Here is a 13,873-nt window from a genome sequence, read left to right as displayed (position 1 = left end):
GCCTGCTGCGAGCACCGGGGACAGACGCACGGCGGGTAGCGGCCCGGGTTCTCCGGGACCGTCGGGTCCTCGCCCACGCGTACCTCCGTGAGAGGCCCCCATGTCTGGCCGGAGTCGCGGGAGACCCGCAACGTCATCCGTACGTCGTCCTGTCCGTTCGCCATGGCCAGGAGCATCGCGATCCGCATGCCCGGCCAGAAAGGCCAGGCGGATTACCCAACTTGGGTAACATCACCCTCGGTTGACCAAGTGCAGCGATCCGTAGTCCTCATGCCGGAGCGTGCCCGATGCCCGAGCCATCTCGCTCGAAGGAACTCCCGGTCAGCCTGCTCACGGACCCGGTGATGATCGAGGCATGCCAGGCCAGAGACTTCGGCCGCATCTTCCAACTGGTCAGGGCACGAGCAGGCATCTACCCGTCGATGATCGCGCGCCGCTGCGACCTGACCCCGAGCCGCGTGGGCGAGGTGATCGCCGGACGGCGGCAGTTGCTGCACATGGACGTGATCGAACGGATCTCGGACGGACTGCGCATCCCCGGACACATGCTCGGTCTTGCCCGACGCTCCTGGGAGACGCCGCCCAGCCTGACGGTCACGCCCCGCGAACCGGCCGAGGTGCCGGCCCCCTCAGCCGTCGAGCCGCTGGTCGCCGGACTGCCGGGGGCGGACGTCGACAGCATCCTCGCCCTGGCGGCCGAGCGGGATCTCAGCGCGTCGACGCTGGACGCGCTGCATTCGTCGATCGCGGACTACTGGCGCCGGGACGACGAGCACGGCGGCGAGACCTTACGGCCGGCGGTCGTCGGCCAGCTCCGCTACGTCGTCGATCTCCTCAAGGAGCAGCGGCCGGCTCCTCTACGGGACGGCCTGCACAGCATCGCGGCCGAACTGGCCCGGCTCACCGGATGGACCTACTTCGACGCCCGCCAGTACCACCAGGCACGCGCCTACTTCACCGAATCCCTCGGCCTGGCCAAGGCCATCGACGACCGCCAGTTCATGGCCAACGTCCTTGCCTGCATGAGTCTCCAGGCCACCTACCAGGACAAGCCCGGCGACGCCCTCGCACTCGTCACGGCCGCCCAGGACCAGGCTCGAACGGCCGCGGGGACGACACCGCGCGTACTGGCCATGCTCGCGATGCGCGAAGCCTTCGCCCACGCCACCTTGGGCAACCACGGCGCGACCCACACCGCGATCTCGGAAGCCCACACCCACTTCGGACGGATCAGTACCGGTGATCCGGACCCGGCCTGGGTCGCCTACTTCGACGAGCCGAAGCTGATCGTGGACACCGGGATTGCGCACGGCCGCCTGGGCGAAGCCGCCCTGGCCGAACCCCTCATCGCGGACGCCCTCCGTCGCGAACACGTATCGAATCACCGGGGCCGCGCCTTCCACGCCTTCTGGCTCGCCCGCACCCAGCTCCAGCGCGGCAAACTCGACGAGGCGTGCCACACGGCCATGGATGCTCTGGCCCCAGCGGCGGCCGTCAGCTCGCAACGAGTCGCCGGCCACCTCCGGGAGTTCTACGAGCAGCTGGAGCCCTTCCGCCGGGAACCGGCCGCGGTGGCATTCGAGGCCCGACTCCGGGAGATACTGCCCCGCCAGATCAGCGGATCGCCTCGTCCATGAGGACGTAGAGCAGCCCGACCAGGGAGCCACTGCTGACGATCTCGCGGCGGTCGATCATGCCCCGCACGTCGGCCAGCGGGATCCACTCGATCCGGTCCGACTCGTTCTTCTCGGTCGGCGGACCCTCGTACGTCGCCCCGTCCGCCCGGAAGATGTGGTGCTGCGAGTCGGTGATGCCGTTGGCCGGCTCGGCGTAGATCAGCGGCTTGATCGGGCCGGGCCGCCAGCCTGTCTCTTCCAGCACCTCACGGGCAGCCGCGTCGGCCGGCGTCTCGCCCTCCTCGACCAGACCCATGGGCAGCTCCCACGCCCAGGCGTCCGTGATGAAGCGGTGCCGCCACATCATCAGCACCTCGCGCCGCTCGTTGATGACGGCGGCCACGGCCAGGTGCCGGAGCTTGACGACGTGGTGCTCCCAGCGGTTCCCGTCCGGCGTCTCGACGTCGGTGAGCCACAGGTTCACCCAGCTGTTCTCGTAGATCGGACGTTCCCCGTGGATCTTCCACTGCATCGCTGCGGCTCCTCTCGATCGGCCTTCAGCATCGCAGAGAGAGGGATGGCCAGGGCGGGGTTCGGCCAGGAGTCATGTCAGGGTGACGAATAGGGGGTGATGCCAGTGGCCGCTGTTAGCGTCCGGCCGTTCTGGAAGAGCGGTGGGGAGGGGCCGGTACATGGGCGCGTCGGGGTGGGACTACTCGGTGCCGTATCAGGAGGATCTCGTCGGGGCGTTCGACGCGCTGCGGCGGAGCGTCTTCGAGGAGCGGGAGTACTACTGGGTTTCCGGCGCTGACTGAAGGCCGGAGAAGGAACGGCTGCCGTGGCCCGGGACCGAGGAGGAGCTGTGGGCTGATGAGTTCGCCCAGGAAGCCGGGACTCACTCGATCCTCGACATCTTCCGGATCATCGGACCGGACGAGGAGCCGGATTACTCCACGATGAAGCAGGTGACCGAGGACGAGGCGCTGCGTGTCCTGGACACGCGGAAGCTCACCCGGGCGCACGTGCCGAGGTTCGAGGAGTTCGACCACTGGCGTTGGTACGGGCGGTGCGCCGTGCTCCATGACGACCAGGGGGAGCCGCAGGAGATCTACTTCTGGGGCTTCTCCGGCGACTGAGCCGACCCGGTGGACCAGGTGTGGACCGCCGACGGCGGCGATGGACCCGGAGGGCGGGGGACGAGCAGGTCAGGCACGGGGGAGCGGCTTCCCACAGCACTCTCTTGGAAACCGTCGTGGCGCGAGTCACCGTGGGTTCAAATCCCACACCCACCGCAGATAGAAGGCCCCTGACCAGCAGTGACGGTCAGGGGTCGTCGTCTTGTCCGGCGATCGTGGCCACCCGGTGCTCCCCGTTTTCCCCTCCCCACCGGGCACGCAGGGAGGCACGAGAGGCGTTGCTTTCCGGAGCGGCCCCCAAGGGACACCGCTCATGCGGACAGGACCTGAGGGGACCCGTGGGGCGGACGGCTCCGTACCGGACGGGCTGTCTGACCGTCCGAGGTCAGTCGACGCCTGACGGGTGGCTTCACCGGTGACGGCACGGGGACCGCTGCAGGGTTGGGTCTGTCGGCCGCAGGCCGTTGCTCAGCGGGGAGGACCCGGCCGGGGCAGCCGATCGACTGCCGTAGCCTTCCGCCATGGCGAACTGGCGGCGGTCTCTGGCCGATGGATTCTGGGCCCTGGACCGGCTCCTGGGCGGGCAGCGGCGTCCGACGAGGTTCCAGAAGTGGGCGGCTCGACACCCGGTCCGCGCCGGCCTCTGTCTCGCCGTGCCCTTCTTCCTCTTCATGGTGCTGCTGTCGCACGAGGAGCCGGGGGTTCCCCTGTTCGCTGTGGCCTTCGGGTTGCTCATCTGGCTCGGCTTCGGTCTCACGGCCTTTTCGGAGCGGCTCAGGCAGCGTCGGCTCAAGCGGCTGGGAGTGTGGAACGGATCGTGAGGGGGCCGAGCCCCTCAAGGAGCAGTGCGGAGGGCGGGCCCCGAAATCCGTGGCCCGCCCTCCGTGTTCGCTCCGTCTCGCCCCGGGGCACCTCCCCGGTGCGGTCGCTCGGGTCTCAGAAGCGTTCTCGGGCAGCCGGGTTGTTCAGGCAGAGGGCGATGTTCCGGACCGCGGCGGTGAGTTCCTCGATGACCCTGGCCGCTTGCTCCGCGTTGTGGAAGGCCGGGCGCTCCGCCAGGGCCAGGCCCAGTTCCCGGGCGGACCGCAGGGCGGGCTCCACGCCCATGGCGGAGGGGTCGGTGGGCGCGGATGCGGGGGGCTCGGTGACAGCGGGGGGCTCCGGGGCCACCGGCTCCGCCGGGGGTGCGCCGGGGGTGGTGGGCGCCGGTCGGTACGCCGGGACGGCAGGCGCCTGGGTGGCCGTCGGCGCAGTGCTTCCCGCGCCCTCCCGGTGCCCGGGGAACAACGGGGGCGGGAGGGGGCCGAAGTCTCCGGTCATGGGGGCGCATTCCTTCTCCGACTGCGCCGGGGACGGCACCGCATGCACGGGGCCGGGGTCCGGGGAGGAGGCCCGGGAGTGGTGCGGGGGCACCTCCTGGGCCTGTCGCGTCCGGGGGACCACGAAGTGTTCGAAGCCCGGGAACGCGGAAGTGGCGGGGGGCGTGGCGGAACGCGGGTTGTACTCGGTCTGCCACTGCATGCGGTAGCGGTCGACCTGGTCGGCGCAGGAGGCCCGGGCGTGGAAGACCGCCGTGTCCTCCCCGAGGTCCGGGTACCAGAGGTTGGGGCCGGGGAAACGAACGGTCCGCACCCGCGGCTTGATCGGCTCGGCGCACCCCATGCAGCAGTCCTCGGGCACGATGAGCGAGATGCCGCCGTTCTGCTCCGGCCAGCGGGGGCCGCCTTCCCAGCGGTACTCCCCGTGGCGGCAGGGCGGCAGCTCGCCGCACGCGCGGCAGACGGCGTGGTGCTCGGGCAGGACCTGCCAGTCGTGGCTGGCGGGGGCGCACCAGTGCTTCGGGGCGGAGCGGGGCAGGTTCTCGTTGCGCAGCACGAGGACCACCGGGCGCTTGTAGAAGTCGCCCCGTTCGGGGGCCTGGTTGACCGGTTGGTTGTTGGCCCGGCGCAGTTCGTTGGCGTGCCACCACAGTTCCACGTGGTCGCGCCATGCCTTCTCGAAGGAATCCGGCCACCGGTCGCCCGGGTAGCCGCTGATGTCCAAGATGCGCCACGCCTGCCGGTCGAGTACCACGATGGAGCCGGCTCGCAGTTGCATGTGCGTTCCGTCGTCCCCCTCGCTCGGCCAGTCGTGCCGGCCGATACGGGTGGGCTGGTCTGGGAGCCACCTGCGAACCTGCATGTCATGCTCCTCGGCAAGGAAACTTCATCATTCCAACGGGGCAGTTGGCAACATTCTGAACAATCAGGACGTTTGGGTCAGGGTAGACACGCGCACGCCGGTGATCGAAGGTGACCGGAAGCGCGTTCCGTGTCACCTTTCTCTTTCCTTTGCATCGCCGCTGCCAGGCATTTTGGCTCCCGGGCGGTGAGGTGCCCCGGTCCTCCGCTCATGCGTGGACAGCTGCTTCGTATCCCCGTGACCGAGCCCCGACACTCACCCAGACGTGTGATGTCGCGCTGAGGGGCGTCACCCCGTACGTGTACATCACTTCGGGCGTCCGTTGTCGAATGCCCCGCCGCGGCGCGCCGATGCGGCCGGAAAGTGGTATCGGAACGCGTGCGGGGACACCGTGCGGTCCGGGAGGGACGGTCCGGGGGGCCCTCGACACACGTCTTCTTCCCGGCCAACGGATGCCGTGGGCAGTGCGGTTCGCACGCCTTGTCTCCCGGTCGTGCTTCGGGCGCCGGGGGAGGGGCGGTCCTGCGGTTGCGCACGGTGGTCGCGCCGTGGTGCGGCCCGGGGCGTTGCGGATGCGGTTCTCGGGGGCCGCCGTGATGCTGGAGGGGCCGGAACAGCGTCGAGGAGGGTCAGGATGTCCATGTTCGACAAGCTCAAGGGGATGCTGAAGGGTCACGAGGACCAGGCCTCCCAGGGCATCGACAAGGCGGGTGACATGGTCGACGAGAAGACCCAGGGCAAGTACGCGGGTCAGGTCGACACGGCGCAGGAGAAGCTCAAGCAGCAGTTGGGCGATCCCGGTCAGGGGCAGGGTTCGCCGCCGCAGCAGTAGCGGGGGTGCGCCGCTCGTGAGGGGTGCCCCGGGAGTCCGTCCCGGGGCACCCCTGCCCCGTTTTCCGGTTGGCGGGCCGGGGCGGATCGGCTTGACTCCGGTGAGTCGGAGGAAAGGAGCCCTTCCCGTGGTGCGCATCGTGCTCGTCCAGGGAGACATCACCACCGAGGCCGTGGACGCGGTGGTCAACGCCGCGAACTCCTCCCTCCTCGGAGGGGGTGGGGTCGACGGGGCCATCCACCGGAAGGGCGGGCCGGAGATCCTGGCCGCCTGCCAGGACCTGCGCCGGTCCCATTACGGCAAGGGGCTGCCCACCGGGCGGGCCGTGGCGACCACGGCGGGACGGCTGCCGGCACGACACGTGATCCACACGGTCGGCCCGGTCTGGTCGCGGGACGAGGACCGGTCGGAGCTGCTGGCCTCCTGCTATCGCGAAGCCCTGCGGGTCGCCGATGAGTTGGGGGACCGCACGGTTGCGTTTCCGGCGATCTCCACCGGTGTCTACGGCTGGCCGATGGCCGATGGCGCGCGGATCGCCGTGGAGACGGTGCGGACGGCCCGGACCGAGGTCGAGGAGGTGCGGTTCGTGCTCTTCGACGCGGCTGCGCACGGGGCTTTCGAGGCTGCCGTGGGATCCGCCCCGTAGCCCGTGGCCCCCCACCCTTCCGCGTGGTCGAATTCCCTTTCTTCTCCTGGGGGTGCGTTCGGCTCCTCGGCAGCGGGGACTCGCCGGTGTGGCCTTTGGGCGAGGGGCGTCGGTGCGGGATCTGCCGGAACGCTTCCTCCCTTGCGGCACACCGGTTGCGCAGGCGCCGGTGCCCTTCCGGCCGGCTGAGCTGGCACTTCCTTCGACTTGCCGGGGTTTATCTGCTTGTCCTCACGCTTGCGAGGGAATCAGGCACTCCGGTCTGGTTCGCAGGGGATTCGGTGGGCAACTCTGATGGCGCGACGTCGAGCACGAAGACCCAAGGCGGTCGGCCAACTGCCTTGGAGGGAAGCGCACTTCGGAAGATTCCGCAGCGCTGCTCCCTGATGCGGTTCCCAGAGCAGTTCCGTGCACCAGCAATGACTTTCAGTTCCCGGAGGAACAGACATGGCAAGCATCCGTACCGCCCGCACCCTCGCCGTCGTCGCCGCCCTGCCCCTCGCCGCCGCGCTCTTCACCGGGGTGGCCCAGGCCGACAACGGCGGGTTCGCGGACGACGGATCGAACACGAGCGTCGCCTCGATCACCGGCAGCGGCGTCGGAGGGGACAACTTCGGCAACTCGACGACGACGCAGCAGGTGGCGACCGGCACCGGCGCGTCCAACCAGAACAACACCGCGAGCGTGAACGGCTCTGCCTTCACCCACATCGGCCAGTCCACCACGGTGGTCAACTTCCACCCGTGGTGGTGACCGCCGGCGGCGCGCAGGCAGGTCCGGCAGGGAGCGTGACGGTGGTGTGAGCGGCGTCCCGTGCACCGGTGCTTCGGCATCGGGGCGCGGGGCGCCGTGCTTTTGCGCGCGACGACGACCTTGACAGGAATCCCAAAACTGACGGACAGTCAGAAACCTTAGTCGTCCCACGGGAGGCCGTCGTCGTGCACCTCGCCCCGACCGAGCGGCAGCTACGGCTGCGCGCCGAACTCCGTGCCTACTTCCGGGAGACGATGCCCGACGGACCGCCCCCCATCACCGACACCGCCGCCCAACGGCGGCTGCTCCGCCGGATCGGCGCCGACGGACTGCTCGGCCTCGGTTGGCCCGAGGAGTACGGGGGGCAGGGGCGCGGGCCCGACGAGCAGTTCGTCTTCTTCGACGAGGCGTACCGCGCGGGCGCCCCGGTCTCGATGGTCACCCTCAACACCGTCGGACCCACGCTGATGGCGTACGGGACCCAGGAGCAGAAGTCCCGCTTCCTCCCCCGGATCCTGCGCGGCGAGACCGTCTTCGCCATCGGCTACAGCGAGCCCGAGGCCGGAACCGATCTCGCTTCGCTCCGCACCAGGGCCGTGCGCGACGGGGACTCCTGGCTGATCGACGGACAGAAGGTCTTCACCTCCAACGCCCAGAACGCCGACTGGATCTGGTTGGCCTGCCGCACCGACCCCCAGGCGCCTCCGCACCGCGGCATCTCCCTCGTCCTGGTGCCGACCAGCGCCCCGGGCTTCTCCTGGACCCCCATCGAAACCGTCGGCGGCCTCACCACCACCGCCACCTACTACGACGGCGTGCGGGTCCCCGCGGGCAACCTCGTCGGGCCGGAGAACGGCGGCTGGGGGCTCATCACCAGTCAGCTCAACCACGAGCGGGTCGCCCTCGCCGCGATCGGCATGCAGGCAGAGGACTTCTTCGCCGCCGTCCTCGACCGGGCGCGCACCCCCGATCCGGTGACCGGACGGCGTCGCATCGACGAGCCGTGGGTCCGGCTCCGGGCCGCCGAGGCACACGCCCGGCTGGCCGCGACCCGCCTGCTGAACTGGCGCCTGGTGGGAGACGTGGGCGCCGGCCGGCTGGCCCCCGGGGACGCCAGCGGGGTGAAGTTCGCGGGAACCGAATCGGCGGTCGAGGTGTACCGGATCTGCCAGGAGATCGCCGGCGGCGCGGGCACGGTACGGGCCGGATCGCCGGGTGCCTTCGACGGCGGCGAGCTGGAGCGGATGAACCGCGCCGCACAGATCAACACCTTCGGAGGCGGGGTGAGCGAGGTGCAGCGCGAGATCGTCGCCAGGATGCGGCTCGGCATGAAGGGGAGGGGGCGGCGATGAGCGGCACGGAGGAGCCCCGGGGGCCGGACCTGCTGCAGCAGCGGCTCGCGGTCCACGTGGGCCGGGCCGCCGCCACCGCCGGGACCGGCAAGGACCCGGTCAACCTGCCCATGATCAGGCACTGGTGCGAGGCGATGGGTGACGCCCACCCCGCCTACGCCGGGCCGGACGCCGTCGCGCCGCCGACGATGCTCCAGGCGTGGACGATGGGCGGCCTCTCGGGGCACGCGGACCGGTCGTCCGCGTACGAAGAGCTGTTCGCCCTCCTCGACGGGGCCGGGTACACCTCGGTGGTCGCCACCGACTGCGAGCAGGAGTACCTGCATCCGCTCCGTCCGGGCGATGAGATCCGCTTCGACACGGTCATCGAGGCGGTGTCCGGACGGAAGTCCACCAAGCTCGGCACCGGATACTTCGTGACCACCCGCACGGACGTCCGGGTGGGCGACGTGCTCGTGGGCACCCACCGCTTCCGCATCCTGAAGTACGCCCCCGCCGCCCGGCCGCACCGCGCCGCCTCCGCCTCCGCCTCCGCCTCCGCGACGATCGGGGCCGAGCGGGCCCCGACCCGCAACCCCGGGGTCGGAACGGACACCGCCCCGCCCGAAGGGACCCGCCCCTCCGGGCCGGAGTCCGGGCCCCGCCGCCCCCGGCCGGTCGTCAACCGGGACAACGCCGGCTTCTGGGAGGGCGTGGCCGCGCACCGGCTGCTGATCCAGCGCTGCACCGGCTGCGGGAGCCTGCGCTTCCCCTGGTTGCCGGGGTGTGCCGACTGCGGCTCCGGGAAGTGGGACACGGTCGAGGCGAGCGGTGCCGGGACGGTCTTCTCGTACGTGGTGGTGCACCATCCGTCCTTCCCTGCCTTCGACCCCCCGTACGCGGTCGGACTGGTCGAACTCGCCGAGGGCGTACGGATGGTCAGCAACGTGGTGGGCGTGCCGCACGACGGGGTGCGGATCGGGATGCCGGTGCGGCTGGAGTTCCTGCGGGTCGACGAGGAGTTGGAGCTCCCCGTCTTCCGCGTGGCAGGGGAGGAGTGACATGGACTTCACGCCCACCGAGGAGCAGCAGGCGGCCCGGGAGTTGGCCGCGCGCGTCTTCGCCGACCTCGCCACCCACGAGCGGCTCCGGGCCGCCGGGACCGGCACGGACGTCGAACTCTGGCAGGCGCTCTGCGCGGCCGGTCTCCCCGGCGCCGTCGAGGAGGTCGGGCTCCTCGGTCTGGTCCTGCTGCTGGAGGAACAGGGGCGCAGGACGGCCCAGGTGCCGTTCGCCGCCAGCTGTGCGTACGGGATCCTCGCCGTGTCCCGCCACGGCACGGAGGAGCAGCGCGCCCGGCTGCTGCCCGGCCTCAGGGCCGGTACGACGGTGATGACGGGAGCCTTCCCGGGGACGGGGACGGGGACGATCACCCCGGGCGGCGGCGCCGGTGGCGGTCGCCTCAGCGGGGTCGCCGACGGGGTGCCGTGGCTGCGGGACGCCGACCACGTCCTCGTGCCGGACCGGGACCGGACCCTGTGGCTGGTCCGGACGGAGGACGCGGCAGCCGTCGAGGCCGTCGAGCTGACCGCACCCTGGGCCGCCGCCCGGCTCGTCCTCGACGGAACCCCCGCGGAGCGGCTCGGCACCGGCGGCCCCGGGGCCCACGGGGACGTCCTCATCGCCGCACGGACCGCCTTCGCCGGGCTCCAGGCCGGCGTGTGCGCCGGCTCCCTCGCCAGGGCGGTGGAGCACACGTCCGTACGGGAACAGTTCGGCCGGCCGCTCTCGACCCACCAGGCGGTGCAACTGCGCGCCGCCGAGGCCCACATGGACACCGAAGCCATCCGGGTCACGGCCTACGAGGCCGCCTGGCGCTTCGACGCGGGCCTCGATGCGGCCGGCGCCGCACTGACTGCCGCGTGGTGGGCCTCCGAGGCGGGCAAGCGGGTCGTGCACACCGGTCAGCACCTGCACGGCGGCGCGGGAGCCGACCTCGACCACCCGGTCCACCGGCACTTCCTGTGGGGCCGACAACTGGACGCGTACCTCGGCTGCGGCACCGAACTCCTCGCCGAACTGGGCGACCTGCTCGCCGAACCGTCCGCGGCCGAGCTCCCCCTTGGAGTTCCCGCCCGGTCCGCCGGGTCCGCCGGGTCCGCCCGGTCGTCCGCCGCCCCGCTCACCGCCCCGCTCACCGCCCCGCTCACCGCCCCGCTCACCGCCCCGCTCACCGCCCCGCTCACCGCCCCGCTCACCGTTCCGCCCACGAGGGGAGAACCGGCATGACCGCCGTGAAACCCGGTGACGAACTGCCGCCGCTGCGGATCCCGATCACCCGCACCCTGATCGTCGCCGGCGCGGTCGCCTCCCGCGACTACCAGGACGTGCACCACGACGCCGAACTGGCCAGGGAGAAGGGCTCCCCGGACATCTTCATGAACATCCTCACCACCAACGGCCTGGTCGGTCGGTACGTGACCGACCACTTCGGCCCCCGGGCCGTCCTGCGCAAGGTCGCCATCCGGCTCGGCGCCCCCAACCACCCCGGCGACACCATGGTCCTGACCGGGACGGTCACGGAGGTGTCCGGAGCCACGGCGAGCGTCCGGATCACCGGCGCCAACGGCCTCGGACACCACGTCACCGGAACGGTCACGGTCACCCTGGAGGTGCCGCGATGAGCCTCCGCACCCGGGACGGGCTCGGCGGCCGGGCGGCCGTCGTGGGCATCGGGGCGACCGCGTTCTCCAAGGACTCGGGCCGCAGTGAGCTCTCCCTCGCGGTGGAGGCCGTCCGGGCGGCCCTGGACGACGCCGGTCTCGCTCCGTCCGACGTCGACGGCCTGGTCACCTTCACCATGGACACCAACCCCGAGATCACCGTCGCCCAGGCCTCCGGAATCGGCGAACTGTCCTTCTTCTCCCGCGTGCACTACGGGGGCGGGGCCGCCTGCGCCACCGTGCAGCAGGCCGCGCTCGCCGTCGCCGCCGGGATCGCCGAGGTCGTCGTCTGCTACCGGGCGTTCAACGAGCGCTCGGGCCGTCGCTTCGGTTCCGGGGTCCAGCAGCGCGAGCCCTCCGCCGAGGGCGCCGCGCTCGGCTGGCAGCTGCCCTTCGGGCTCCTCACCCCGGCCTCCTGGGTCGCGATGGCGGCCCAGCGGTACCTGCATGCGTACGGGCTGACGCCGGACGCCTTCGGCCACGTCGCCGTCACCGATCGGCGGCACGCAGCCCGCAACCCCGCCGCGTACTTCCACGGCAAGCCGATCACCCTCGCCGACCACGCCGCCTCGCGCTGGATCGTCGAGCCGCTCCGGCTCCTCGACTGCTGCCAGGAGACCGACGGCGGCCAGGCGGTCGTGGTCACCTCGGTCGAGCGCGCCCGCGACCTGCGGCGCCCGCCCGCCGTGATCCTGGCCGCTGCCCAGGGCGCCGGGCGGAAGCAGGAGGCGATGACCAGCTTCTACCGGGACGGCCTGACCGGGCTGCCGGAGATGGGCGTGGTCGCCCGGCAGCTCTGGCGGACGTCCGGGCTCACGCCCTCCGAGATCGACGTGGGCATCCTGTACGACCACTTCACCCCTTTCGTGCTCATGCAGTTGGAGGAGTTCGGCTTCTGCGGGCCGGGCGAGGCGGCCGAATTCGTCGCGGCCGACGCGCTCCCGTTGAACACCCACGGGGGGCAGCTCGGGGAGGCCTATCTGCACGGCATGAACGGCATTGCGGAGGCGGTGCGGCAGCTCCGCGGGACTTCGGCGAACCAGGTCGCCGGCGCGGGCCGGACCCTGGTCACGGCGGGCACCGGGGTTCCCACGTCCGGGTTGATCCTGGGCACGGACGGCTGAGGCGAGGGCCTGAGCGGTGGCCGGGCGGGCCGAGCGGTTCTTCACTCGCGCCATGAGCACTCACCACCCGCCCGTTTCCGCATCCGGCCACCCGCCCGTCTCCGGCCCCGCTTCCGCGCCCGGCCACCCGCCCGTCTCCGGCCCCGCCCGGTCCTCCGTGGCGGGGGCCTCGCCGCAGCCCCGGCCGGAACCGCCCTCCGCACCGCCCCGGCCGCGGTCCGCGCCTCCTCCCGGAGCGCGGACCACGGTCGCCGCCGTGCTGCTGGCCCTCGCCGGGGCAGTCCTCCTCAACGCCCCGTCCCCCGCCGTGGCGAGGGCCGAACGGGAGGCCGCCGCACCCGCCGGAACGACGGCCGTCCCGTCCCCCGTGGTTCCGGTCCCGTCCCCCGTGGTTCCGGTCCCGTCCCCCGTGGTTCCGGTCCCGTCCCCCGTGGTTCCGGTCCCGCCCCTCACGGTTCCGGTCCCGCCCCTCGTGCCGGCCGGATCGGTGCAGTTCCCGTCCCTCGCGTCCGTCTCCCCCGCGTCCCTCTCCCTCGCGTCCGTCGTACCGGCCCCGGTCGCGGCCTCCGGAGCCTCCGCCTCCGACGGTCCCGTCCACTTCGCCGGCAAGGCCTTCGACACCTGTGAGGCGCCGTCCCTCGCGGTGATGCAGGCCTGGCGCAGTTCGCCGTACGGGGCCGTGGGGATCTACTTCGGCGGCCGGGGACGGGGCTGCCCGGTCCAGAAGGAGCTCACCCCCGCCTGGGTCGCCTCCGCGCACGCGATGGGCTGGCGGCTGCTGCCGCTCTTCGTGGGTTCGCAGGCGCCGTGCGTCGACTCCTCGGCCAAGCGGAAGTTCGCGATCGGCAGCACGCCCTGGAGCCAGGGCACCCAGGAGGGCGGCGATGCGGTGGAGGCGGCGCGCGCCCTCGGCATCGGCACGAGCAGCCCGCTCTACCTGGACATTGAGGCCTACCGGCAGGGTGACGCGGACTGTGCCGCGACCACCCTCTCCTTCGTCCGGGCGTGGAACCGGGAGGTCCGGCGCCTCGGCTACCTGCCCGGCTTCTACAGCAGCGCCGAGACGGGGGTGCGGGACATCGAGGCGCAGCGCAGGGCGGGCACGGCGGACCTCCCGGACGTCATGTGGTTCGCGCGCTGGCGGGGCCAGCCTGCACTGCTCACGGAGCCGGTGCTGCAGCCGCAGGCATGGACCCCGAACGCCCGGATCCACCAGTACGCGGGGAACGTCACCGAGTCGTACGGCGGGCGCACGATGGTCATCGACCGCAATGCGATGGACGCACCGGTCGCGCGGGTCTCGACCACCAGCCGGCTCGCGCCCCACGTCCCGGTCCCCCTGAGGTTCGTCGAGGGGCACCGCCCCTGACGGCCCGGCACCACCGCCCCTGACGTCCCCGGCAGCACCGCGCCCGTGGCGAGGCCCGGACGCCGTCCCCGCGCCCCGGGCTCGGGCCCCGACCCCCGGACCCTGACCGGGGGGTCGGGGGCCTCCACCCAGAGGAGGTGGGAGCGTCCGTGCCCCTACAAC

Annotated in this window: 14 protein-coding genes; 12 read left to right on the top strand and 2 right to left on the bottom strand. The window is 72.0% G+C overall.

What is annotated here, in order from left to right:
• Positions 1-287 precede the first annotated feature (287 nt).
• Positions 288-1,637 carry a hypothetical protein gene (locus ACFW22_RS08615; RefSeq protein ID WP_386400658.1) on the top strand — a complete coding sequence of 450 codons (1,350 nt, stop codon included), beginning with the start codon at positions 288-290 and terminating at the stop codon, positions 1,635-1,637.
• Here ACFW22_RS08615 and ACFW22_RS08610 read toward each other — a convergent pair.
• The gene (locus ACFW22_RS08610) at positions 1,615-2,148 is read right to left on the bottom strand and encodes an NUDIX hydrolase (RefSeq protein WP_386400656.1); all 534 of its coding nucleotides are present in this window, start codon (positions 2,146-2,148) and stop codon (positions 1,615-1,617) included. The two genes, ACFW22_RS08615 and ACFW22_RS08610, sit on opposite strands and share 23 nt — an antisense overlap.
• A gap of 433 nt (positions 2,149-2,581) precedes the next feature.
• On the opposite strand from ACFW22_RS08610, the gene ACFW22_RS08605 reads away from it, so the two are divergent.
• Positions 2,582-2,752: a hypothetical protein gene (locus tag ACFW22_RS08605; RefSeq protein WP_386400654.1), complete on the top strand. Its 171-nt coding sequence runs from the start codon at positions 2,582-2,584 to the stop codon at positions 2,750-2,752.
• Positions 2,753-3,273: 521 nt separating this feature from the next.
• The gene (locus tag ACFW22_RS08600; RefSeq protein ID WP_386400652.1) at positions 3,274-3,573 is read left to right on the top strand and encodes a hypothetical protein; all 300 of its coding nucleotides are present in this window, start codon (positions 3,274-3,276) and stop codon (positions 3,571-3,573) included.
• Positions 3,574-3,688: 115 nt separating this feature from the next.
• Here the strand turns inward: ACFW22_RS08600 and ACFW22_RS08595 are convergent, their stop codons facing one another.
• Positions 3,689-4,933, bottom strand: a complete 1,245-nt coding sequence (locus ACFW22_RS08595) for a hypothetical protein (protein ID WP_386400650.1) — start codon at positions 4,931-4,933, stop codon at positions 3,689-3,691.
• A 634-nt stretch (positions 4,934-5,567) separates the two neighbouring features.
• On the opposite strand from ACFW22_RS08595, the gene ACFW22_RS08590 reads away from it, so the two are divergent.
• The 9 genes from ACFW22_RS08590 to ACFW22_RS08550 all read left to right on the top strand — a co-directional run bounded on the left by ACFW22_RS08590 (position 5,568) and on the right by ACFW22_RS08550 (position 13,711).
• Positions 5,568-5,765 carry an antitoxin gene (locus ACFW22_RS08590; RefSeq protein ID WP_386400648.1) on the top strand — a complete coding sequence of 66 codons (198 nt, stop codon included), beginning with the start codon at positions 5,568-5,570 and terminating at the stop codon, positions 5,763-5,765.
• 127 nt (positions 5,766-5,892) lie between these two features.
• Complete coding sequence (locus ACFW22_RS08585; protein ID WP_386400646.1) at positions 5,893-6,411, top strand: O-acetyl-ADP-ribose deacetylase; 519 nt, start codon at positions 5,893-5,895, stop codon at positions 6,409-6,411.
• A 447-nt stretch (positions 6,412-6,858) separates the two neighbouring features.
• Complete coding sequence (locus tag ACFW22_RS08580; RefSeq protein WP_386400644.1) at positions 6,859-7,164, top strand: hypothetical protein; 306 nt, start codon at positions 6,859-6,861, stop codon at positions 7,162-7,164.
• A 185-nt stretch (positions 7,165-7,349) separates the two neighbouring features.
• A complete protein-coding gene (locus ACFW22_RS08575; protein ID WP_386400642.1) occupies positions 7,350-8,516 on the top strand; it encodes an acyl-CoA dehydrogenase family protein in 1,167 nt (388 codons plus the stop codon).
• On the top strand, positions 8,513-9,556 hold the full coding sequence (locus ACFW22_RS08570; protein WP_386400639.1) for a bifunctional MaoC family dehydratase N-terminal/OB-fold nucleic acid binding domain-containing protein: 1,044 nt from the start codon (positions 8,513-8,515) through the stop codon (positions 9,554-9,556). The genes ACFW22_RS08575 and ACFW22_RS08570 overlap by 4 nt, the downstream gene beginning before the upstream one ends.
• Before the next feature lies 1 nt (position 9,557).
• Complete coding sequence (locus ACFW22_RS08565) at positions 9,558-10,784, top strand: acyl-CoA dehydrogenase family protein (RefSeq protein WP_386400637.1); 1,227 nt, start codon at positions 9,558-9,560, stop codon at positions 10,782-10,784.
• Positions 10,781-11,179, top strand: coding sequence for a MaoC family dehydratase (locus ACFW22_RS08560; protein WP_386400635.1), 399 nt, complete (start codon positions 10,781-10,783; stop codon positions 11,177-11,179). The genes ACFW22_RS08565 and ACFW22_RS08560 overlap by 4 nt, the downstream gene beginning before the upstream one ends.
• A complete protein-coding gene (locus ACFW22_RS08555) occupies positions 11,176-12,342 on the top strand; it encodes a lipid-transfer protein (RefSeq protein ID WP_386400633.1) in 1,167 nt (388 codons plus the stop codon). The genes ACFW22_RS08560 and ACFW22_RS08555 overlap by 4 nt, the downstream gene beginning before the upstream one ends.
• A gap of 52 nt (positions 12,343-12,394) precedes the next feature.
• Entirely contained in the window at positions 12,395-13,711 is a 1,317-nt protein-coding gene (locus ACFW22_RS08550; RefSeq protein WP_386400631.1) for a DUF1906 domain-containing protein, read from the top strand.
• Positions 13,712-13,873 lie beyond the last annotated feature (162 nt).

This window comes from Streptomyces sp. NPDC058872 (assembly GCF_042743065.1).
Lineage (GTDB): Bacteria > Actinomycetota > Actinomycetes > Streptomycetales > Streptomycetaceae > Streptomyces.
The sequence above is the reverse complement of the archived record's forward strand: the minus strand, read 5'-3'. Positions and strand labels throughout refer to the sequence as shown.

What these genes read in the sequence shown, in the direction of transcription:
- ACFW22_RS08570 (WP_386400639.1), top strand. Translation starts at nt 8,513, where the DNA reads ATGAGCGGCACGGAGGAGCCCCGGGGGCCGGACCTGCTGCAGCAGCGG.
- ACFW22_RS08600 (WP_386400652.1), top strand. Translation starts at nt 3,274, where the DNA reads ATGGCGAACTGGCGGCGGTCTCTGGCCGATGGATTCTGGGCCCTGGAC.
- ACFW22_RS08590 (WP_386400648.1), top strand. Translation starts at nt 5,568, where the DNA reads ATGTCCATGTTCGACAAGCTCAAGGGGATGCTGAAGGGTCACGAGGAC.
- ACFW22_RS08580 (WP_386400644.1), top strand. Translation starts at nt 6,859, where the DNA reads ATGGCAAGCATCCGTACCGCCCGCACCCTCGCCGTCGTCGCCGCCCTG.
- ACFW22_RS08560 (WP_386400635.1), top strand. Translation starts at nt 10,781, where the DNA reads ATGACCGCCGTGAAACCCGGTGACGAACTGCCGCCGCTGCGGATCCCG.
- ACFW22_RS08550 (WP_386400631.1), top strand. Translation starts at nt 12,395, where the DNA reads ATGAGCACTCACCACCCGCCCGTTTCCGCATCCGGCCACCCGCCCGTC.
- ACFW22_RS08565 (WP_386400637.1), top strand. Translation starts at nt 9,558, where the DNA reads ATGGACTTCACGCCCACCGAGGAGCAGCAGGCGGCCCGGGAGTTGGCC.
- ACFW22_RS08615 (WP_386400658.1), top strand. Translation starts at nt 288, where the DNA reads ATGCCCGAGCCATCTCGCTCGAAGGAACTCCCGGTCAGCCTGCTCACG.
- ACFW22_RS08610 (WP_386400656.1), bottom strand. Translation starts at nt 2,148, where the DNA reads ATGCAGTGGAAGATCCACGGGGAACGTCCGATCTACGAGAACAGCTGG.
- ACFW22_RS08595 (WP_386400650.1), bottom strand. Translation starts at nt 4,933, where the DNA reads ATGCAGGTTCGCAGGTGGCTCCCAGACCAGCCCACCCGTATCGGCCGG.
- ACFW22_RS08555 (WP_386400633.1), top strand. Translation starts at nt 11,176, where the DNA reads ATGAGCCTCCGCACCCGGGACGGGCTCGGCGGCCGGGCGGCCGTCGTG.